Consider the following 21,384-nt stretch of genomic DNA (forward strand, 5'->3'; position numbering starts at 1 on the left):
TGTATGACGGCGGGGCATGAGCCGTAAGCGCTGCGGGCAACGAGGCCTGCGGCACCCCCTCGGGGCGAGCGACGACGCCCGCCCCGGCCCCGGTCCGACGGACATCGATCTGTCCGCGTCGGCCGCCCCCACACTCTCCGCCGCGGGGTCGTTCACCCCCCACCCGCGCACCTCGCGGCGTCCGCATGCTGGAACGAAGTATCCGGTTCCCGGAAACCGCTCCATCATGTAACCTGCACGAAATTTTGAGATCACGCAGAGGGCCAACGTCGTCCCTCGGCACCTGCCACATGCCACTTGACGACGACGGGAGAGCCGATGCGTACGCCGCGCCAGCCGTCCCAGCACTCCACGAACGGCCAGAACTGGTCGTTCATGGATGCTCGCCCTGCTGCGCAGGGTATGTACGACCCCCGCAACGAGCGCGACGCCTGCGGCGTCGGCTTCGTCGCCACCCTCACCGGCGAGGCGTCCCACACGCTGGTCGAGCAGGCCCTGACGGTCCTGCGCAACCTGGAGCACCGCGGTGCCACCGGCTCCGAGCCCGACTCGGGCGACGGCGCGGGCATCCTCTCCCAGGTCCCGGACGCGTTCTTCCGCGAGGTGGCCGGATTCGAGCTGCCGGAGGCCGGCGCCTACGCCGCCGGTATCGCCTTCCTCCCGGAGGACGGCGCCGCCGACGCCGTCTCGCAGATCGAGACGATCGCCGCCGACGAGGGCCTGACCGTCCTCGGCTGGCGCGAGGTCCCGGTCGCCCCGGAGCTGCTGGGCGCCACCGCCCGCTCCACGATGCCTCTCTTCCGCCAGCTCTTCGTCACCGACGGTGCCGAAGTGCCCGCCACGGGGATCGCCCTGGACCGCAAGGCGTTCGTGCTGCGCAAGCGCGCCGAGCGCGAGGCGGGCGTCTACTTCCCGTCGCTGTCCGCGCGGACCATCGTCTACAAGGGCATGCTGACCACCGGCCAGCTCGAGCCGTTCTTCCCGGACCTGTCCGACCGCCGCTTCGCGTCCGCGATCGCGCTCGTCCACTCCCGCTTCTCCACGAACACCTTCCCGTCGTGGCCGCTCGCGCACCCCTACCGCTTCGTCGCCCACAACGGTGAGATCAACACCGTCAAGGGCAACCGCAACTGGATGCGCGCCCGCGAGTCGCAGCTGGTCTCGGACCTGTTCGGCTCCTCGGAGAAGACCCTCGAGCGGATCTTCCCGGTCTGTACGCCCGACGCCTCCGACTCGGCGTCCTTCGACGAGGTGCTGGAGCTGCTGCACCTGGGCGGCCGTTCGCTGCCGCACTCGGTGCTGATGATGATCCCGGAGGCGTGGGAGAACCACGACTCCATGGACCCGGCCCGGCGCGCCTTCTACCAGTTCCACTCCACGATGATGGAGCCCTGGGACGGCCCCGCCTGCGTCACCTTCACCGACGGCACCCAGGTCGGCGCCGTGCTCGACCGCAACGGTCTGCGCCCCGGCCGCTACTGGGTCACCGACGACGGCCTCGTCGTCCTCGGCTCCGAGGTCGGCGTCCTCGACATCGACCCGGCCAAGGTCGTCCGCAAGGGCCGCCTGCAGCCCGGCAGGATGTTCCTCGTCGACACCGCCGAGCACCGCATCGTCGAGGACGACGAGATCAAGGCGCAGCTCGCCGCGGAGAAGCCGTACGCCGAGTGGCTGGAGACCGGCGAGATCGAGCTGGGCGACCTGCCCGAGCGCGAGCACATCGTCCACACCCACGCCTCCGTCACCCGCCGCCAGCAGACCTTCGGTTACACCGAGGAGGAGCTGCGCGTCATCCTCGCGCCGATGGCCCGCGCCGGCGCCGAGCCGATCGGCTCCATGGGCACCGACAGCCCGATCGCGGCCCTGTCCGAGCGCCCGCGCCTGCTCTTCGACTACTTCACCCAGCTGTTCGCGCAGGTCACCAACCCGCCGCTGGACGCGATCCGCGAGGAACTGGTCACCTCCCTGCGTTCGTCGCTGGGCCCCGAGGGCAACCTGCTGGAGCCGACGGCCGCGTCGTGCCGCTCGGTCACCCTGCCCTTCCCGGTGATCGACAACGACGAGCTGGCCAAGCTCATCCACATCAACGCCGACGGCGACATGCCCGGCTTCAAGGCCGCGACCCTGTCCGGCCTGTACCGGGTGCACGGCGGCGGCGAGGCGCTGGCCGCCCGCATCGAGGAGATCTGCGCCGAGGCCGACGCCGCCATAGAGAACGGCGCCCGCCTCATCGTCCTCTCCGACCGGCACTCCGACGCCGAGCACGCGCCCATCCCGTCGCTGCTGCTCACCTCGGCCGTCCACCACCATCTCATCCGCACCAAGCAGCGCACCCAGGTGGGCCTGCTGGTCGAGGCCGGCGACGTCCGCGAGGTCCACCACGTCGCGCTGCTCATCGGCTACGGCGCCGCCGCCGTCAACCCCTACCTGGCGATGGAGTCGGTGGAGGACCTGCTGCGCGCCGGTACCTTCCTGAACGGTCTCGAGCCCGAGAAGGCCATCAAGAACCTGATCTACGCCCTCGGCAAGGGCGTGCTGAAGGTCATGTCCAAGATGGGCATCTCCACCGTCGCCTCCTACCGCGGCGCCCAGGTCTTCGAGGCCGTCGGCCTGGACGAGGCCTTCGTCGAGAAGTACTTCAACGGCACCACCACCAAGATCGGCGGCGTCGGCATCGACGTCATCGCCAAGGAGGTCGCCGCCCGCCACGCCAAGGCCTACCCGGCCTCCGGCATCGCCCCGGCGCACCGCGCGCTGGAGATCGGCGGCGAGTACCAGTGGCGCCGCGAGGGCGAACCGCACCTGTTCGACCCGGAGACGGTCTTCCGTCTCCAGCACTCGACGCGCACCGGCCGCTACGACATCTTCAAGAAGTACACGGACCGCGTGAACGAGCAGTCCGAGCGTCTGATGACGCTGCGCGGCCTGTTCGGCTTCAAGTCCGGCCGCGGCCCCATCCCGATCGACGAGGTCGAGCCCGTCTCGGAGATCGTCAAGCGCTTCTCCACGGGCGCCATGTCGTACGGCTCCATCTCGCAGGAGGCGCACGAGACCCTCGCCATCGCCATGAACCAGCTGGGCGGCAAGTCCAACACCGGTGAGGGCGGCGAGGACCCGGAGCGCCTGTACGACCCGGCGCGCCGCTCGGCGATCAAGCAGGTGGCCTCCGGCCGCTTCGGCGTCACCTCGGAGTACCTGGTCAACGCGGACGACATCCAGATCAAGATGGCCCAGGGCGCCAAGCCCGGCGAGGGCGGCCAGCTGCCCGGCCACAAGGTCTACCCGTGGGTGGCCAAGACCCGTCACTCGACGCCGGGTGTCGGCCTGATCTCCCCGCCGCCGCACCACGACATCTACTCCATCGAGGACCTCGCCCAGCTGATCCACGACCTGAAGAACGCGAACCCGCAGGCGCGGATTCACGTCAAGCTGGTCTCCGAGGTCGGCGTCGGCACGGTCGCGGCCGGTGTGTCCAAGGCGCACGCGGACGTCGTGCTCATCTCCGGCCACGACGGCGGCACGGGCGCGTCCCCGCTGACCTCGCTCAAGCACGCCGGTGGTCCCTGGGAGCTGGGCCTCGCCGAGACCCAGCAGACCCTGCTGCTCAACGGCCTGCGCGACCGCATCGTCGTGCAGACCGACGGCCAGCTCAAGACCGGCCGTGACGTGGTCATCGCCGCGCTGCTGGGCGCCGAGGAGTTCGGTTTCGCGACCGCTCCGCTCGTCGTCTCCGGCTGCGTGATGATGCGTGTGTGCCACCTGGACACCTGCCCGGTCGGCATCGCCACCCAGAACCCGGTGCTGCGCGACCGCTTCGCCGGCAAGGCCGAGCACGTGGTGAACTTCTTCCGGTTCATCGCGCAGGAGGTCCGCGAGCTGCTGGCCGAGCTGGGCTTCCGCTCCATCGAGGAGGCCGTCGGCCACGCCGAGGTGCTGGACGTCGAGCGCGCGGTGGACCACTGGAAGGCCCAGGGCCTGGACCTCAACCCGCTCTTCCACGTGCCCGAGCTGCCCGAGGGCGCGGTCCGCCACCAGGTCGTCGCCCAGGACCACGGTCTGGAGAAGGCCCTCGACAACGAGCTGATCAAGCTGGCCGCCGACGCGCTGGCCGCCGGGAGCGCGACGGACGCACAGCCGGTCCGCGCCCAGGTCGCCATCCGCAACATCAACCGCACGGTCGGCACCATGCTCGGCCACGAGGTGACCAAGAAGTTCGGCGGTGCGGGCCTGCCCGACGACACCATCGACATCACCTTCACCGGTTCCGCCGGCCAGTCCTTCGGCGCCTTCGTCCCGCGCGGTGTCACGCTGCGCCTGGAGGGCGACGCCAACGACTACGTCGGCAAGGGCCTGTCCGGCGGCCGGATCGTCGTCCGCCCGGACCGGGGCGCCGACCACCTCGCCGAGTACAGCGTCATCGCCGGCAACACCATCGGCTACGGCGCGACCGGCGGCGAGATGTTCCTGCGCGGCAAGACCGGCGAGCGCTTCTGCGTGCGCAACTCCGGCGCGCTGGTCGTCTCCGAGGGCGTGGGCGACCACGGCTGCGAGTACATGACGGGCGGTCACGCGGTCGTCCTCGGCGAGACGGGCCGCAACTTCGCGGCCGGTATGTCCGGCGGCATCGCGTACGTCATCGACCTGGACCGCGACAACGTCAACGTCGGCAACGTCGACGCGATCGAGGCACTGGACGAGACGGACAAGCAGTGGCTGCACGACGTCGTGCGCCGCCACCAGGAGGAGACCGGCTCCACCGTGGCCGCGAAGCTCCTGGCCGAGTGGGACACCGCCGTCGAGCGCTTCAGCAAGATCATCCCCAGCACGTACAAGGCAGTGCTCGCCGCCAAGGACGCCGCCGAGCGAGCCGGTCTGTCGGAGACCGAGATCACCGAGAAGATGATGGAGGCGGCGATCAATGGCTGACCCGAAGGGCTTTCTGAACCACGGCCGCGAGGTCGCCAAGTCCCGTCCGGTGCCCGAGCGCGTCAAGGACTGGAACGAGGTCTACGTTCCCGGCTCCCTGCTGCCGATCATCTCCAAGCAGGCCAGCCGCTGCATGGACTGCGGCATCCCGTTCTGCCACAACGGCTGTCCGCTCGGGAACCTCATCCCCGAGTGGAACGACTACGCCTACCGCGAGGACTGGGGCGCCGCCTCCGAGCGCCTGCACGCGACCAACAACTTCCCGGAGTTCACCGGTCGCCTCTGCCCGGCGCCCTGTGAGTCGGCGTGCGTGCTCGGCATCAACCAGCCGCCGGTCACCATCAAGAACGTCGAGGTCTCGATCATCGACAAGGCGTGGGAGACCGGGGACGTCGCCCCGCAGATCCCCGAGCGCCTGTCCGGCAAGACCGTGGCCGTCGTCGGCTCGGGCCCCGCGGGCCTGGCCGCCGCCCAGCAGCTCACCCGGGCCGGCCACACCGTCGCCGTCTACGAGCGCGCGGACCGCGTCGGAGGTCTCCTCCGGTACGGCATCCCCGAGTTCAAGATGGAGAAGCGGCACATCAACCGCCGTATCGAGCAGATGCGCGCGGAGGGCACCCGCTTCCGCACCGGCATCGAGATCGGCCGCGACCTGAAGGCCACGGACCTGAAGAAGCGGTACGACGCGGTCGTGCTGGCCGTGGGCGCCACCACCGCCCGCGACCTGCCGGTGCCGGGCCGTGAGCTCAAGGGCATCTACCAGGCCATGGAGTACCTGCCGCTGGCGAACAAGGTCCAGGAGGGCGACTTCGTGGCGCCCCCGATCTCCGCCGAGGGCAAGCACGTCGTCGTCATCGGCGGCGGCGACACGGGCGCCGACTGCGTGGGCACCGCCCACCGCCAGGGCGCGGCCTCGGTCACGCAGCTGGAGATCATGCCCCGCCCGAGCGAGGAGCGGCACCCGACGAACCAGCCGTGGCCGACCTTCCCGATGCTCTACAAGGTCACCTCCGCGCACGAGGAGGGCGGTGAGCGGGTCTACTCCGTCTCCACCACCCACTTCGAGGGCGACGAGGACGGCAACGTGCAGTGGCTGCACCTGAGCGAAGTCGAGTTCGTCGACGGCAAGTTGACCTCCAAGCCGGGCACCGAGCGCAAGATCCCGGCCCAGCTGGTCACCCTCGCGATGGGCTTCACCGGCACCGACCGGGACAACGGCCTGGTGGAGCAGTTCGGCCTGGACCTCGACGAACGCGGTAACATCGCCCGCGACGCCGACTTCCAGACGAACGTCCCCGGTGTCTTCGTCGCCGGTGACGCCGGCCGTGGCCAGTCCCTGATCGTGTGGGCGATCGCGGAAGGCCGCTCGGCCGCCCGCGGCGTCGACCGCTTCCTGACCGGAGCCAGCGACCTGCCGGCCCCGATCCGCCCGACGGACCGCGCCCTGGCGGTCTGACAGCCCAGAAACGTCCCGTACAACGGCGTGCGGAACACAGACGGCGCCTGCCCTGTCCCCGACCGGACCCTGGGCAGGCGCCGTCGCCTTTACCGCGCGGCTCTACGGCACCCGGTACGACTCCCCGTACATCTCCCAGCTCAGCGGGGTGTCCAGAGACAGGTTGCCGGTGTTCAGCCAGCGGCGCTGGGCCGTGTCGATGCGGGAGGTGTCCTGAGTGGTCCGGCGCTCTCTCATCGCGGCGCGGCGCACGTCCAGGAAGGCGGAGAGGTACGTCTTCTCGGCGCCCCCCTGCGCCGGAGTCTTCGCCTGCCGCATCGCGCGCTCGCGCAGCACGTAGAAGCCGTCGGCGTCGATGCCCGGACCGTGGAGCACCATCGCGTCGTAGTAGACGAACTGGCCCAGCGTGCCCAGGCCGTCCAGCTTGGCCAGGCGCACCGCCGGGTCGAAGTACACCTCGTCGCGCTCGCGCTCCTGCGCCTGCCGGAACGCCGGAAGCTTCGCCTCCGCCCTCCATGCGGCCGGGAAGCCCGGGTCGAGCCCCTCGTGGGAGCCGGTGCCGTCCACCGCCCGCAGCGCCGGGAGATAGCGGGCCAGACCGTTGCCCGGGTGGTCCTTCGTGTAGCGCTCCACCAGAGTGAGCAGGTCATGGGTGCCGGTGCAGAAACCGATGACACCGGCCGTGTAGCCGCAGCCGTCGCCGATGTCCTCGATGGAGCCGTAGGAGGTCCGCCAGTCGAGCGTGGAGTTCTCGGCGCTGGCCACGATCTGCTGCGCGAGTTCCTTCTTCGCGGGCGCGGCCAGCCCCGGCGGGGCGTCGGCCAGCACCTCCGCGTCCTGTGACCGCTGCCCGGGGCCCTGTTCCGCCCTCACCTTGGCGTCCTTGCGGGACTCCTGCGTGGCGGACGTGCCGCCGGGGGCGGACCCGCCGCCGTCCGACGGGGTGAGGAAGAAGAACGCCGCCGCCGCGACGACGGGGAAGGCGGCGAACAGCAGACAACCGGTGCGCTTCACGATGTCGCTCCCGCCGCCCTCACGCCGTGACCGAGGTCAGCTCGGCGACCCTGCCCCACGCGCACAGCGCGAGCAGCGCCAGCACCGCCACACAGGCGCCCGCCTGCACCAGGGCGCGGTAGCGGTTGCGGGGCGCGTAGGCGTAGGCCAGGCTCACCGCGCCGCCGGTCAGCAGCCCGCCGAGGTGGCCCTGCCAGGACGTCAGACCGGCGGAGATCAGCATCCACAGCAGCAGCGCCCCCATGAAGCGGTTGACCTGCCCGCGGTCGCCGCCCATGCGCCGGGCGAGGACGTAGTACGCCGCGCCCAGCCCGAAGATGGCGCCCGAGGCGCCCACCGACTCGGTCGCCGGGTCGGCGATGAGCAGCTCCAGCACCGAACCGCCGAGCGCGGACAGGATGTACAGCGCCAGGTAGCGGACCCGGCCGAGCAGGGCCTCCGCGACGCGGCCGATCTGCCACAGCGCGATCATGTTCATCACGATGTGCGCGATCCCGAACGCGCCCTCCGTCGGCGGCAGATGCAGGAAGGAGCCGGTCAGCAGTCGCTCCCACTCGCCGGCCACCACACCCTGGGCGTGGTAGTCCGCCGGGAAGCCGCTGTCGTAGACGTAGTAGCCGCCGTCCGGGCCGACCAGCCGTGCGCCGAGCATCGAGAACCGCTCGACGATCCCCGGGCGGACCAGCTCGCCCAGATAGGCGAGCACGTTCAGACCGATCAGCACGCACGTGAGCACCGGCGTCGCCGAGACCCGGCCGCCCACGACGGTACGGGCCTGCCGCACCGAGCGCGCCCCTTCCTTCACGCACTCCACGCACTGGTGGCCGACCGCCGCCTCGCGCATGCAGTCCGGGCAGATGAACCTCTCGCAGCGGGTGCAGCGGACGTAGGACTCCACCTTGGGATGGCGGTAGCAGGTGGTGACGGCGGACTCGGGTTCCACGCCGGCTCCTCGCAGAGATGGGACGGACGGTGAGCCGGTGGGGACGGCGGCGAACAAAATAGCGAACGCCTGTGGGTGACGGGTTGCCAGGGGCGTGTGTGACGTAGCCTCGACAGCCGGAACCACGGAGCCGAGGGGGAGACGCGTGGCCGCGATCAGTCTGACCAAGGTGGAGGAGACCGCACCGGCGCTCGTCAGCCTCTACAAGAGCGCCGGGATCTCCCTCGGCAAGCACGGCCTGGACGGCCTGCGGGCGGCGGTCTACCTCGTCGTCGACTACTCGGGCTCGATGAAGCCGTACTACCGGGACGGCAGTGTGCAGGCGCTCGCCGACCGGGTGCTGGGCCTGTCCGCGCACCTCGACGACGACGGCAGCGTGCCGGTCGTCTTCTTCTCCACCGACGTCGACGCCGTCACCGACATAGCGCTCGCCGACCACCAGGGCCGCATCGACCGGATCGTGGCCGGGCTCGGCCACATGGGCAGGACGAGCTACCACCTCGCGATGGACGCCGTCATCGACCACTACCTCGACAGCGGCGCGAACGACCCCGCCCTGGTCGTCTTCCAGACCGACGGCGGCCCGATCAACAAGCTCGCCGCGGAACGCTACCTGTGCAAGGCCGCGCGGCTGCCGCTGTTCTGGCAGTTCGTCGGCTTCGGCGACCCGTACAGCAATCAGTTCGACTTCCTGCGCAAGCTGGACGACCTCGCCGTACCGGACAAGCGGACGGTCGACAACGCCGGTTTCTTCCACGCCGGCACGGACCCGCGCACGGTCACCGACGCCGAGCTGTACGACCGGCTGGTGGGGGAGTTCCCGCAGTGGCTCGCGGCCGCCCGCGCCCAGGGCATCGTGCGCCCGGCCTGAACCTGCCACCGCCTGCCGGCCAGGACCCACCCGGCCACGATGGTCCCGTGCCCGGGGGCCGGTACACCCCTCAGGAGATCGCCCGCCAGTACCTCTCGATGGTCCTGAAGGGCATCGCCGTACTCGGTCAGGAACCGGTGAGGCGGGCCGCCGCCGCGCGCTGCCGCTTCGCCATCACCGTCAGGAACCGCACGACGGTGTCCAGTTCCTCGGTGCTGAACTCCTCGCACGCGTCGACGATGTCCCGGGCCCAGTCCTCGAAGAAAACGGCCAGCTCACCGACCCGGTCCGCGTCCAGCTCCACCAGCACCCTGCGCTTGTCCGTGGGGTGCTTGACGCGCCGGGCGAACCCCTTGGACTCCAGGCGGTCCACCAGCCCGGTCACGGAGGCGGGCGCCAGCCCGGTCAGCCGCGCGAGGTCCTTGGCGGTGAGCGGGCCGTGCCGCTCCAGCAGGTCGAGTGTCTTCTCCTCGGTCGCGCTCAGCCCCTGCTTGGCGGCGATCGCCGAGTGGAACATCACCGTGACGCCACTGTGCTCACGGCCCACGGCCATGAGCCGTCCCAGAGTCTCCGCGCGCTTCTCGTCCGACATGCACCCACCCTACTAAAAATTTAGTTCGTCCGAACGAATGACTTGCGATCATCACCCACATCCTGCAACTCTTTCGTTAGTCCGAACGAAATAAATGCCCTGGGAGCAGCCATGTCGAAGTTCGCACCGCAAGCGCCCCTCACCACACCGCCCCCACTCCCCGCCACCACGGCACCGCACCCCCGCCGCTGGGCGGCCGCCGCCGTGATGATGACCGCCGCCCTGATGGACCTCCTCGACGTCACGATCGTCAACGTCGCCGTCCCGTCCATCGCCCGCGACCTGCACGCATCGGCCGGCGATCTCCAGTGGCTGGTCTCGGCCTATCTGCTGGGCTTCGGCGCCACGCTGATCGTCTCCGGCCACCTCGGCGACCGCTACGGCCGCCGCGGCCTCTTCCTCACCGGCACCGCGGGCTTCGGCCTGGCGAGCCTGGCCTGCGGCATCGCCCAGTCACCGGGCCAGCTGATCGCCGCACGCGCAGTGCAGGGGGTCATGGCGGCCGTCCTCGTACCCCAGGTGATCGGCTCGTTCCGCACCCTGTTCACCGGCAAGGAGCGCGGCGCAGCCTTCGGGATGTACGGCGCGGTGTCCGGCTTCGCCTCCGCGGTGGGCCTGCTGCTGGGCGGCCTGCTGACCGACGCAGACCTGTTCGGCTGGGGCTGGCGCTCGGTGTTCCTCGTCAACGTGCCGATCGCGGTGACGACGTTCGTCGGCGGTCTGCTGCTGGTGCCGGCCACGAAGGAGCGCTCGGCCGGACGCCCCGACGTCTTCGGCAGCGCGCTGCTCGCGGCCGGCCTGGTGGCGATCGTGCTGCCACTGGTCCAGGGCCGCGAGAACGGCTGGCCCGTGTGGGGCTGGCTGTGCCTGGCCGCAGGTGTGTGCGCGGTCGTGGCGCTGGCGCTCGTCGAGGGGCGTCGCCGCACGGCCCGTACCACACCCCTCCTCCCGTCCCGCGCCTTCCGCCTCCCCGCGTTCTCCTTCGGCGTCCTCGTCCAACTCCTGTTCTCCGTCGGCATGCAGGGTTTCTTCCTGGTCTTCGCGGTCTGGCTGCAGGCGGGCGAGCGGTACACGCCGATGCAGGCCGGGCTGGTGACGGTGGCCTTCTCGGCCGGCGGCTTCCTGACCGCGCCCGTCGCGGACTCCCTCGCCGTCAAGTACGGCCGGGTGGTGCTGGGCGCCGGCGCGCTGATGATGGCCGGCGGCTTCGGCTGGGTCTGGGTGGCCGTCACGGACGCCTCCGGCGCGCACACGGGTGCGTGGCCACTGACCCCGGGCCTGCTGGTGGCCGGCGCCGGCCTCGGCTTCCTCGTCGTGCCCCTGGTCAACGTGGTCCTGTCCGCCGTACCGGCCGACCTCGCGGGCGGCGCGTCCGGCATCTTCTCCACGGCCCAGCAGTTCGGGGGCGCGCTGGGAGCGGCGGCGATCGGCACGGTGTTCTTCGGCCACACCGCCCACGGCCTGACCGACGCCCTCACGACGGCGATGCCGTGGGTCACGGCAACGTTCCTCGCCTGCGCAACCCTCACGATCGCGCTGCCGCGCCATGCGGTGAGAGGCGAGGCATGACCCGACGGCGGGCTACGCACCCGGCGCGGCGATGACCGGGGCGGGTACTCGCCCGGCGTTTCCCGGTGCCCGGTCCTGCGGCCGGCCGGGACCGGGACGCTCACCGGCCCCCCCCACGCACTAGGTGCACGACTGCCCGCAGCTACGGCGGCATGGCGCCCGCCACGACGTTGCGGCACCCGCGTACGGCGGGGAGGGGCCGGGGTGGGGAGTGTCCGCCCGCAGCGGCCGGCACCGGCACAGGGTGCGGTCGTCGGGAACGGGCGGCCGGACCGAGGACGGACACCCCTCGCCCCGGCCCCGCCCCGCAACGCACCGCAGGCGCGACAGCTACCGGCTACCGGCTGGAAACGGGCCGCCGCAGGCACAAAAGGGGCGCGGGGAACGGCGCGACCAGCCCCCACCGGCCCGCAGAGCGACAACACACCCGCAGAGCGACAACGCACCCGGCGTCGCAGGCACCCCGCACCCCCTCACCTGCTGGACCCCCGCACCCGCAACTCCGGCAACAGCGACACCCGATGCCGGGCCCGCCCCGGCTCGGCCAACCGTCGCGCGATCAGTTCCACCGCCGCCACCCCCACCGCCCGCTTCCGCGGAGCCACCGCGCTCAGCGGCACGTCGGCCAACCCCGCGACCTCGTCGTCGTACGCCACGAGCGCCACGTCGTCCGGCACCCGCACCCCCCGCGCCCGCAGCCGCTGCAACACCACGATCGCGTCGTGGTCGTTGTGCACGAGCGCCGCATCGATCCGCCCCGACACCACCGCCTCGGTGAACTCCTCCAGCACCCGCTCCCGTTCACCCACCCGCCCCTGCGACGGCGACGGCAGCGGCATCACGAAGTCGCCCGGCAGCCCCACCCCCGCGAGCCCACCCACGAACCCCTCCCGCACCAGCCCCCGATGCGGGCTGTCGTCCCGCAGCATCAGCCCGATCCGTGACCGACCGCCCTCCGCCAGATGCCGCACCGCGATCCGCGCACCGTAGGCATGGTCGCTGACCACCTGTTCGGCGTCCGTGACATCGTCCCCCGGCTGCCGCTCCACCAGCACATACGGCACCCCGGGAGCACCGGGCGGGACGAGGTCGTCAGGGAGGAACCCCGCACCTTCCACGACCCGCTCGCACGGAGTGATGAGCAACCCGTCGATCCCCTCGGAGAGCATGTGCCGCACCTGCGCCCGCTCCTGCTCCGGGTCGTACTGCGAGATGCCGAGGACGATCCGCACCCCCCACTCGGCGGCCGCCTCCCGCGCCCCCTTGATCACCTCGGGGTAGTAGTAATCGGCGGCGGGCACGACGAGCCCCACGACAGGCTCCCGCCCGCCCCACCCGACACCCCCGCCGGCACCTTCGCCTGCACCCCCGCCTGCCCCGCCCGGCACGGCCTCCGGCAGCACCGCACCCCCGTGCACCCGGACCAGCAATCCCCGCTCGGCGAGCGCCTCGACGTCGCGCCGCACGGTGATCGGGGAGACCCCCAGCGCGGCGGCGACGTCACTGACCCGTACCGAGCCGTTCTCGCGCACCCTGCGCAGAATTTCCTGATGCCGTTCCCCGGCGTGCGCCACTGCATTCCCCTTACGACGGCACCGACGGCACCTCCGCCCACCAGCAGACTAGCCCGCTGCCGATCGAAACTGAACGTTTATGAGCGAATGAACAAAACAAAGCTCTCGTGTGCGATTCATTGCCGATGCGTGTTCGTTCGTGTTAGAAACCGCTTCACCTCGCCGCGGACAGAGCCCGCCGCCCCACCCCAGCCCGGAGCCCCGCCCTCAGCCCGTCGCCTCGCCCCTGCCCGTCCGCTCCCTCCTCGCACCGGAGGTACAACGCCATGCCCCGCATGACCCGCCGTACCCTGCTCACCGCCGCCCTGGCCACAGCCGCCACCGCACCCCTCGGCCTCGCCCTCCCCGGCACCGCACACGCCGCCGAGGGCACCACCGACCCCTACGACACCCTCCGCCTGAAATGGCGCGACCTCACGCTCGGCACCGGCTTCGACCCCACCGCCGCCCCCTACGCCGCCCGCCTCACCGCGCTCGGCGCCACCGCCGCCGCACTGCGCGCCACGATGAACGCCACGCCCGGCTCCCTGTGGCCCGACCTCCCCTACGCCGACCCCGACCCGGACACCGACAGCGAGTCGTACACGTACTCCGGGAACATGGTCACCAGTTACACCCGGCTGCGGACCCTCACCGAGGCCTACGCGCAGCCCGGCACCGGCCTCACCGGCGACACCGCGCTGCTCGCCGAGATCATCACGGGCCTCGACCACCTGCACGCCGAGGCGTACAACGCCGGCCAGGCCCGCTACGGCAACTGGTGGAGCTGGCAGATCGGAGCCCCGCAGGCCCTGCTCGACATCGCCACCCACCTCTACGACAGCCTCGGCGCGGCCCGGATCGGCGACTACGCCGCGGCCGTCGACCACTTCGTGCCCGACAGCGCGGTCGCGCAGTACGCCGGCACCTCCACCGGCGCCAACCGCGTCGACCTGTGCCGGGTGATCGCCCTGCGCGGCGTCCTCGGCAAGGACCCGGCCAAGATCGCCCTCGCCCGCGACGCGCTCAGCCCCGTCTTCCCCTACGTCACCTCCGGCGACGGCCTGTACGCCGACGGCAGCTTCATCCAGCACACCTACGTCCCCTACGCCGGCTCCTACGGCGCGGTGATGCTCGGCGGGCTGTCCCTGCTGTTCGCCCTGCTGGAAGGGTCGGCCTGGGAGGTCACCGACCCGGCCCGGCAGGTCATCCTCGACTCCGTCGAGAAGGCGTACGCGCCGTTCCTCTTCAACGGTCTCGCCATGGACAACGTCTCGGGACGCGCGGTCAGCCGGGGCGTGCAGAAGAGCGACACCCGCGCCGTCCTCCAGGACGACCATCTGCGCGGTCACGCGATCATCGCCTGCATCGCCCTGCTCGCCCGCAGCGCGTCCCCGGCCGAACGCACCCGCTGGGAGGCCATGATCAAGGGGTGGATCACCCGCGCCACCTACCGCCCGATCCTCACCAGCGACGCCCTGAACGTGGCCCAGCTCGCCCGGCTGAAGACGATCGCCGACTCCACCACGACCGCCGCCGCCCCCGAACCAGCCGGCCACCACCTCTTCCCCGGCATGGACAGGGCCGTGCACCGCCGCCCCGGCTGGGCCGCGAGCGTCTCGATGGCGTCGAAGCGGATCACGTACTACGAGAACGGCAACGGCGAGCACCTGCGCGGCTGGCACAGCGGCTCGGGAATGCTCTACTGGTGGGGCGACACCTTCGGCAACGGCCAGTACAGCGACAGCTTCTGGGCCACCGTCGACCCCATGCGGCTGCCCGGCACCACCGTCTCCCGCAAGCCGCTCGCCGACGGCGAGGGCGGCGCCTGGGGCGCGGCCCGCCCCGACGTGCGCTGGGTCGGCGGCGCCACCGACGGCACGTACGCGGCCGTCGGCCAGCACCTCAAGGGCCTGTCCTCCACGCTGGTCGCCAAGAAGTCGTGGTTCTTCCTCGACGACATGATCGTCTGCCTCGGCGCCGGCATCCAGGGCCGGGACGGAACCGGTGCGGAGACGATCGTCGACAACCGCAACCTCGGCGCGAACGGCAGCAACGCCCTCACCGTCGACGGCACCGTGCAGCCCGCCACCCTCGGCCTGCGCACCACCTTCCCCCGCGCCCGCTGGGCCCACCTCGCCGGCTTCGGCGGGTACGTCTTCCCCGGCGGCGCCGCCCTGGAGACGCTGCGCGAGGCCCGTACCGGCTCGTGGTCCGCCATCAACACCGGCGGCACCGCCGATCCCGTCACCCGCCGCTACCTCACCCTCTGGACGGACCACGGCACCGACCCGACCGCGGCGGACTACGCCTACGCCATCCTGCCCGGCGCCAGCGCCCGGCAGACCGCCGCCCGCGCCGCCGACGCCGGTCGGCTGAGAATCCTCGCCAACACGAACGACCAGCAGGCTGTCTGCGCACCCGCGCTCGGCTTCACCGGCGTCAACTTCTGGCTCGCCGGCACCGTCCACGACCTCACCGCGAGCGCCCCGGCGAGCGTCATGATCCGCCGCGGCGGCGGTACGGCCACCGTCTGCGTCTCCGGGCCGCTGCGCGACGGCGCGGCCATCGACGTCACCTGGAACCGTCCGGTGTCCGCGGTGACGTCGGCCGATCCCACGGTGCAGGTGCTGGCGACCGGGAACGCCCTGACGCTGCGCATCACACCCGGCACCCTCGGTGCCGTGCACACCGCCCGGGTCACTCTGGCCTAGGCCCTGCCGGGAGCGGCCCCAACGACAAGGCCTAGGTGTCGCACTCCCACACCGTCCGGCACAGCGCGCACCGCGCGCGTACCCGCCCACGCACCGGCACCCTGATCCGCTGATGGCAGGTCGGGCACGGGAACGACACCCGCAACGGCCCGTGCCCGTCCGGGGCGAAGCTGTACGGCACGCCGTCTGGCGCGGCCACGCGCGCGTGCTCCTGCGCATGGCGCCGGTCGCGCGCGTAGCGCCGGCGTCCCGCCCAGCCGGCCGCCGTCAGCGGCGGTTGCCGTTCGTCCTGCCGGGCGAGCGCCAGCCCCGCGGTGTACGCCTCGTACGCCCGCGCGCTGGTGAACCACGTCGAGGGGTCCTCCCCGAACAGCAGCGACCGCTTCGCCAGCACGTACCCGAACTCCTCCGGCGTCAGATAGCCCAGCTTCTGCGACGACGCCCCGTCCTCCCGGTAGGCGTCCAGCAGCAGCCAGCCCGCGCCCAGGTACGTCGTCGCCGTGTCGGTGAGGATCTCGTTCTCGCGCGTGCCCGGGAACGCCAGGTCCAGCCGGTGCAGATACACATGCATGATCTCGTGCGCCAGGGCCGCCCCGATGTCGCACCGATGCGTACGGAACCGGTCATTCAGCTCCACGAAGTACTCCGGCCCGGCGGTCAGTTCGATGTTCGCCGCATGCGTCATCTCGCGGAACGACACGATCATCCGCGCGTCCGGGAGCCGGTAGTGCCGCACCAGTTCACGCGCCACCCGCTGCGCCCCCAGATACAGGTCGTCGGTGTCGCAGAACGCCACGTCCACCGGCGCCACACTCGTCGCGAACGTGGCGATCGTGTCGTACGACAGGCGCTTGTACAGCGCGGTGACCGCGGCCCGCACCGTCTGCAGATGCGGGTAGCCGTGCCGGACCGGTCCGCCGTTGCCCACGCCCAACCCCCAAGACGCTCGACCCCGCCTCCACTGTACGCAGATCCGGCCGAACCTCCGCCAGGCCGGCTTCGGCGGATCCTCGCTGGTCGGGCGGTACCCGGCACGCACTAGGGTGGACGGCCATGACCATCAGCAACACCGCAACCGGTGACGTCGACCCGGCCGTCCGCGCCGAACTGTCCCGGCTGCGCGACAGCATCGACAACATCGACGCCGCCGTCGTCCACATGCTCGCCGAGCGCTTCAAGTGCACCCAGCAGGTCGGCCACCTCAAGGCCGCTCACCAGCTGCCGCCGGCCGACCCCGCGCGCGAGGCCCGCCAGATCGAGCGGCTGCGCGGCCTCGCCGAGAGCGCCAAACTCGACCCCGCGTTCGCCGAGAAGTTCCTGAACTTCATCGTCGCCGAGGTGATCCGCCACCACGAGCGCATCGCCGAGGACACCGCGAACGGCACGGCCGGCCCCACCCCCGCCGCCGGCCCCGCCCACTGATCCGGCCCGCCCCCCGGCACACCGGCCCGACCGCATCGATCCGGCCACCGCGAACACGGCAGGTGATCCGGCCGGCACCGCGCGTCAGCACCCGGCCGTAAGCTGGGCCCCTCAGCGCGCGGGAGGGACGCCAGGCCATGCCGTCGGATGCCGAGATCCTCATCGTCGACGACCACCAGGGCACCCTGTACGCCCTGGAGAGCACCCTGGCCCCGCTCGGCTACCGCCTGGGCCGGGCCACCAGCGGCGACGCGGCGCTCAAACAGCTGCTGCGCGGCCGCGTCGGGCTGCTCCTGCTCCAGGTGCGCACACCCGGCACCGGCGCCTTGGACGTGGTGCGCTACATGCGCCGCCTGGAGCAGACCCAGCACATCCCCGTCGTCCTGCTCACCGGTTTCCGCCCCGACCCCGAACTGGCGGCCGCCGCCTTCGATCTCCGCGTCGCCGGCGTCATCGGCACCCCCGTCGACCCGTGGACGCTGCGCACCCAGGTCCGCCACCTCTACGACACCCACCAGCACCGCCTCGCCCTGGAGGACGAGATCCGCCGGCTGCGCGCCCGGCCGGCCGACGGCACCGGCAGCGCCGGACCGGCGCCTCAGCCCCGCCCAGCGCCCCGGCCCGCCGTACCGCACCAGCGCGACCAGGCAAGGCCCGCCACCCTCACCGACCCGTCACGCCCCGCCACCCTCACCGACCCGGCACGCCCCCCGCGGGCGGTTCCCACACGCGAGGGCACCCGGGCACCCGAGGGGACATAGGCCGCGTAGCGAACCGCCCCTGTGCGATGCCCGTGCCATCAGGCAGCATGTCCTGCATGTCCGTACTCACGCGCGACGAAGCGCAGACCCGTGCCCAGCTCCTCGACGTCCAGCGGTACACGATCGACCTCGATCTGACGGCCGGCGACGAGACCTTCGACTCCCGCACCCTGATCCGCTTCACCGCCCGGACGGACGCGGACACCTTCGTGGAGCTGAAGCCGGCCGAGCTGCGCAGCGTCACACTGGACGGACAGCCCCTCGACCCCGAGACCCTCGACGGCAACCGCCTGCCGCTGAAGAACCTCACCGCCGGCGAGCACGAGCTGCGCGTCGACGCGGCCATGCGCTACTCCCGCACCGGCGAGGGCATGCACCGCTTCACCGACCCCAGCGACGGCGAGACGTACGTCTACACCCAGCTGTTCATGGAGGACGTCCAGCGCGTCTTCGCCGCCTTCGACCAGCCCGACCTCAAGTCCGTCTTCGAGCTGACCGTGACCGCGCCCGAAGACTGGACCGTCCTCGCCAACGGCGTCACCGAACACCTCGGCGACGGCCGCTGGAAGGCCGCGGCCACCCCGCTGATCTCCACCTACCTCGTCGCCGTCGCCGCCGGCCCCTGGCACACCCTGCGCACCGAACACCGCGGCCTGCCCTTCGGCATCCACTGCCGCCGCTCGCTCGCCCCCCACCTCGACGCCGACGCCGAGGAGATCCTCGACATCACCCGCGCCTGCTTCGACCGCTACCACGAGAAGTTCGCCGAGCCCTACCCCTTCGACTCCTACGACCAGGCGTTCGTCCCGGAGTTCAACGCCGGTGCCATGGAGAACCCCGGCCTGGTCACCTTCCGCGACGAGTTCGTCTACCGCTCCGCCGTCACCGACACCGAGCGGCAGACCCGCGCCATGGTCATCGCCCACGAGATGGCCCACATGTGGTTCGGCGACCTCGTCACCCTCAAGTGGTGGGACGACATCTGGCTGAACGAGTCCTTCGCCGAGTACATGGGCTACCAGACCACCCTCGAAGCCACCCGCTTCACCCAGCCCTGGGTCGAGTTCGGCGTCACCCGCAAAGCCTGGGGCTACGACGCCGACCAGCGCCCCTCCACCCACCCCGTCGCCCCCGAAGCCGTCCCCGACACCGCCTCCGCGCTGCTCAACTTCGACGGCATCTCCTACGCCAAGGGCGCCTCCGCGCTGCGCCAGCTCGTCACCTGGCTCGGCGAGAAGGACTTCCTCGCCGGCATCAACACGCACTTCGCCCGGCACAAATTCGCCAACGCCACCCTCGCCGACTTCATCGACTCCCTCGCCTCCGCCACCGACCGCGACGTCCACGCCTGGGCCGACGCCTGGCTGCGCACCACCGGAGTCGACACCCTCACCCCGCACATCAGCGGCAGCAACGGCGACCGCACGCTCACCGTCGAGCACATCGGCAGCCGCCCGCACCGCATCGCGGTCGGCGTGTACGACCAGGACCTCACCGACGACGGCGGGCTCACCCTGCGCGAACGCGTCGAGATCGACGTCCCGCTCACCCGGCCGCACCCCCTCGGCAAGAAGCCCGCCCTGCTGCTCCTCAACGACGGCGACCTCACCTACGCCAAGGTCCGCTTCGACACCGGCTCGTTCGACACCGTGCGCACCGCCCTCTCCGGCCTGCCCGACCCGCTCACCCGCGCCGTCGTGTGGAACGCGCTGCGCGACGCCGTCCGCGACGGCGAACTGGCGCCCACCGCCTACCTGGAGGCCGCCCGCGCCCACCTGCCGCACGAGCGGGACCTCGCCGTCGTACAGGGCGTCCTCGCCTTCGCCTCCGGCCAGATCGCCGACCGCTACATCAGCCCCGGACAGCGGCCCGCCGCCCTGGCCACCCTCACCCACCTGTGCCGCGACCTCATCCGCCGCACCGAGGACGGCGACCACCCCGGCCTGCGCCTGATCGCCGTACGCCACTACATCGACACCGCCGCCCACCCCGACACCATCGCCGCCTGGCTCGCCGACGGCATCGTGCCCGGCGGCCCCGAACTCGACCCCGAGCTGCGCTGGCGCGTACTGGCCCGGCTCGCCGTCCTCGGCGCCACCGACGAGGCCACCATCGCCGCCGAACTGGACCGCGACCCCTCCGCCGCCGGCCAGGAAGGCGCCGCCCGCTGCCGCGCCGCCCTGCCCGAAGCGGACGCGAAGGCTCGCGCGTGGCAGGCCATGTTCGGCGGCGACGACCTCTCCAACTACCTGTTCATCGCCACCGCGCAGGGCTTCTGGCAGCCCGAACAGGCCGGCCTCGTACGGCCCTTCGTCGAGCGCTACTACGACGACGCGGTCGCCGTCGCCGCCCGGCGCGGCCCCGCCATGGCCGACGCCGCCGGCCGCTGGGCGTTCCCCGTGCACGCCGTCGACACCGAAACCCTCCGCCTCGGCGAGCAGTGCCTGCGCGACGCCGAGCCCATCCCGGCCCTGCGCCGCAAGCTCGCCGACCAACTCGACGACCTCGCACGGGCGTTGCGCGTACGGGGTGAGGCGGGGGAGTAGGACCACAGGCGTAGGGCACGGCTGGTCCCCGGCGACGATGCGCGCAGCCGATCACGCTTCCTAGGCTCACAGGGCCAGGACGATCAGCCCTGAAACGTCAGGAGAACACCGTGATCGCAGTGACCGGCGCCACCGGCAACGTCGGCCGTGCCCTCGTCCACCGCCTGCTCGCCGCAGGCGCCCCCGTGCGGGCGCTCACCCGCGACCCGCAGCGCGCCGCCCTGCCCGAAGAAGCCGACGTCGTCCGCGTCCCCGCAGACGACCCCGGCGCCCTGTTCGACGGCGTGACCAAGCTGTTCCTCTACGTCCAGAGCGCCGACCTGCTCCCCGCGGCCCAGGCGGCCGGCGTACGCCACGTCGTCCTGCTCTCCTCCAGCGTCATCCAGGAAGGCGCCGACGACCCCACCCACCCCATCCACATCATGCACGCCCGCGTCGAACAGCAACTGCGCGACAGCGGCCTCGACTTCACCTTCCTGCGGCCCGGCGCCTTCGCCGCCAACGCCCTCCAGTACGGGCCCCAGATCCGCGCCGGTGACACCACCATCCGCGGCGTCTACGCCGACGGCCTGACCGCCCCCGTCCACGAGGACGACATCGCCGCCGTCGCCGAACGCGCCCTCCTCGACACCGGCCACGAAGGCGCCGTCCACCGCCTCACCGGCCCCGAAGCGATCAGCAACGCCGACCAGGTCACCGCCATCGGCCGGGCCGTCGGCCGCGACCTGCGCTTCGTCGAGATCCCGCCCCACGAGGCGGGCGCCGAACTCTTCCCGCACGTGCCGCCGCAGATGCTCGACCGGCTCCTGCGCACCTTCGCCGACACCGTCGGCACACCCCCGGAAATCACCCCCACCGTCGAGAAGATCACCGGCACCCCCGCCCGCACCTTCGCCGAGTGGGCCACCGACCACGCCACCGACTTCCGCGCCTGACACTCCGGCCCCACCAGGCCCACCCGACACCTCCGCAGCCGCAGGACACCAGCCCGTACCCCCAACACGCCCCCCGCGCAAG

General features: G+C 71.8%; 14 protein-coding genes. 9 read left to right on the forward strand and 5 right to left on the reverse strand.

Annotation, left to right across the window (positions count from 1 at the left end; translation table 11 throughout):
• The first annotated feature begins 318 nt into the window (after positions 1–318).
• Positions 319–4,926: a glutamate synthase large subunit gene (gene gltB, locus ACZ67Q_RS11155; protein ID WP_471179491.1), complete on the forward strand. Its 4,608-nt coding sequence runs from the start codon at positions 319–321 to the stop codon at positions 4,924–4,926.
• On the forward strand, positions 4,919–6,382 hold the full coding sequence (locus ACZ67Q_RS11160) for a glutamate synthase subunit beta (RefSeq protein ID WP_471179493.1): 1,464 nt from the start codon (positions 4,919–4,921) through the stop codon (positions 6,380–6,382). The genes gltB and ACZ67Q_RS11160 overlap by 8 nt, the downstream gene beginning before the upstream one ends.
• 102 nt (positions 6,383–6,484) lie before the next feature.
• On the opposite strand, the gene ACZ67Q_RS11165 is transcribed toward ACZ67Q_RS11160, so the two are convergent.
• Positions 6,485–7,396, reverse strand: coding sequence for a chitosanase (locus tag ACZ67Q_RS11165; RefSeq protein ID WP_471179496.1), 912 nt, complete (start codon positions 7,394–7,396; stop codon positions 6,485–6,487).
• Between the two features lie 19 nt (positions 7,397–7,415).
• Positions 7,416–8,339, reverse strand: coding sequence for a rhomboid family intramembrane serine protease (locus ACZ67Q_RS11170; protein ID WP_471179498.1), 924 nt, complete (start codon positions 8,337–8,339; stop codon positions 7,416–7,418).
• Between the two features lie 145 nt (positions 8,340–8,484).
• Between ACZ67Q_RS11170 and ACZ67Q_RS11175 the strand changes: the two genes are divergently transcribed.
• A complete protein-coding gene (locus ACZ67Q_RS11175; protein ID WP_471179500.1) occupies positions 8,485–9,210 on the forward strand; it encodes a vWA domain-containing protein in 726 nt (241 codons plus the stop codon).
• A 127-nt stretch (positions 9,211–9,337) separates the two neighbouring features.
• Here ACZ67Q_RS11175 and ACZ67Q_RS11180 read toward each other — a convergent pair whose 3' ends face one another.
• The gene (locus ACZ67Q_RS11180; protein WP_471179503.1) at positions 9,338–9,802 is read right to left on the reverse strand and encodes a MarR family winged helix-turn-helix transcriptional regulator; all 465 of its coding nucleotides are present in this window, start codon (positions 9,800–9,802) and stop codon (positions 9,338–9,340) included.
• A gap of 111 nt (positions 9,803–9,913) precedes the next feature.
• Here ACZ67Q_RS11180 and ACZ67Q_RS11185 point away from each other — a divergent pair, with 111 nt between their 5' ends.
• Complete coding sequence (locus ACZ67Q_RS11185) at positions 9,914–11,371, forward strand: MFS transporter (protein ID WP_471179506.1); 1,458 nt, start codon at positions 9,914–9,916, stop codon at positions 11,369–11,371.
• Between the two features lie 473 nt (positions 11,372–11,844).
• Here the strand turns inward: ACZ67Q_RS11185 and ACZ67Q_RS11190 are convergent, their stop codons facing one another.
• On the reverse strand, positions 11,845–12,945 hold the full coding sequence (locus ACZ67Q_RS11190) for a LacI family DNA-binding transcriptional regulator (protein WP_471179508.1): 1,101 nt from the start codon (positions 12,943–12,945) through the stop codon (positions 11,845–11,847).
• A gap of 275 nt (positions 12,946–13,220) precedes the next feature.
• Here ACZ67Q_RS11190 and ACZ67Q_RS11195 point away from each other — a divergent pair, with 275 nt between their 5' ends.
• On the forward strand, positions 13,221–15,638 hold the full coding sequence (locus ACZ67Q_RS11195) for a polysaccharide lyase 8 family protein (RefSeq protein ID WP_471179511.1): 2,418 nt from the start codon (positions 13,221–13,223) through the stop codon (positions 15,636–15,638).
• 31 nt (positions 15,639–15,669) lie between these two features.
• Here the strand turns inward: ACZ67Q_RS11195 and ACZ67Q_RS11200 are convergent, their stop codons facing one another.
• Positions 15,670–16,566, reverse strand: coding sequence for a zinc ribbon domain-containing protein (locus ACZ67Q_RS11200; protein WP_471179513.1), 897 nt, complete (start codon positions 16,564–16,566; stop codon positions 15,670–15,672).
• A 125-nt stretch (positions 16,567–16,691) separates the two neighbouring features.
• On the opposite strand from ACZ67Q_RS11200, the gene ACZ67Q_RS11205 reads away from it, so the two are divergent.
• The 4 genes from ACZ67Q_RS11205 (at position 16,692) to ACZ67Q_RS11220 (ending at position 21,302) form a co-directional block, all read left to right on the forward strand.
• On the forward strand, positions 16,692–17,060 hold the full coding sequence (locus tag ACZ67Q_RS11205; protein ID WP_471179515.1) for a chorismate mutase: 369 nt from the start codon (positions 16,692–16,694) through the stop codon (positions 17,058–17,060).
• A gap of 137 nt (positions 17,061–17,197) precedes the next feature.
• The gene (locus tag ACZ67Q_RS11210) at positions 17,198–17,821 is read left to right on the forward strand and encodes a response regulator (RefSeq protein WP_471179517.1); all 624 of its coding nucleotides are present in this window, start codon (positions 17,198–17,200) and stop codon (positions 17,819–17,821) included.
• Between the two features lie 56 nt (positions 17,822–17,877).
• Positions 17,878–20,367, forward strand: a complete 2,490-nt coding sequence (gene pepN, locus ACZ67Q_RS11215; protein ID WP_471179520.1) for an aminopeptidase N — start codon at positions 17,878–17,880, stop codon at positions 20,365–20,367.
• A 110-nt stretch (positions 20,368–20,477) separates the two neighbouring features.
• Positions 20,478–21,302 (forward strand): NmrA family NAD(P)-binding protein, encoded by an 825-nt coding sequence (locus tag ACZ67Q_RS11220; RefSeq protein WP_471179523.1) that lies wholly within the window; start codon positions 20,478–20,480, stop codon positions 21,300–21,302.
• Positions 21,303–21,384 lie beyond the last annotated feature (82 nt).

The sequence above is a fragment of the Streptomyces sp. NPDC036813 genome, assembly GCF_055609245.1.

What these genes read in the sequence shown, in the direction of transcription:
- ACZ67Q_RS11205 (WP_471179515.1), top strand. Translation starts at nt 16,692, where the DNA reads ATGACCATCAGCAACACCGCAACCGGTGACGTCGACCCGGCCGTCCGC.
- ACZ67Q_RS11160 (WP_471179493.1), top strand. Translation starts at nt 4,919, where the DNA reads ATGGCTGACCCGAAGGGCTTTCTGAACCACGGCCGCGAGGTCGCCAAG.
- ACZ67Q_RS11210 (WP_471179517.1), top strand. Translation starts at nt 17,198, where the DNA reads ATGCCGTCGGATGCCGAGATCCTCATCGTCGACGACCACCAGGGCACC.
- ACZ67Q_RS11185 (WP_471179506.1), top strand. Translation starts at nt 9,914, where the DNA reads ATGTCGAAGTTCGCACCGCAAGCGCCCCTCACCACACCGCCCCCACTC.
- ACZ67Q_RS11180 (WP_471179503.1), bottom strand. Translation starts at nt 9,802, where the DNA reads ATGTCGGACGAGAAGCGCGCGGAGACTCTGGGACGGCTCATGGCCGTG.
- ACZ67Q_RS11195 (WP_471179511.1), top strand. Translation starts at nt 13,221, where the DNA reads ATGACCCGCCGTACCCTGCTCACCGCCGCCCTGGCCACAGCCGCCACC.
- gltB (WP_471179491.1), top strand. Translation starts at nt 319, where the DNA reads ATGCGTACGCCGCGCCAGCCGTCCCAGCACTCCACGAACGGCCAGAAC.
- pepN (WP_471179520.1), top strand. Translation starts at nt 17,878, where the DNA reads ATGTCCGTACTCACGCGCGACGAAGCGCAGACCCGTGCCCAGCTCCTC.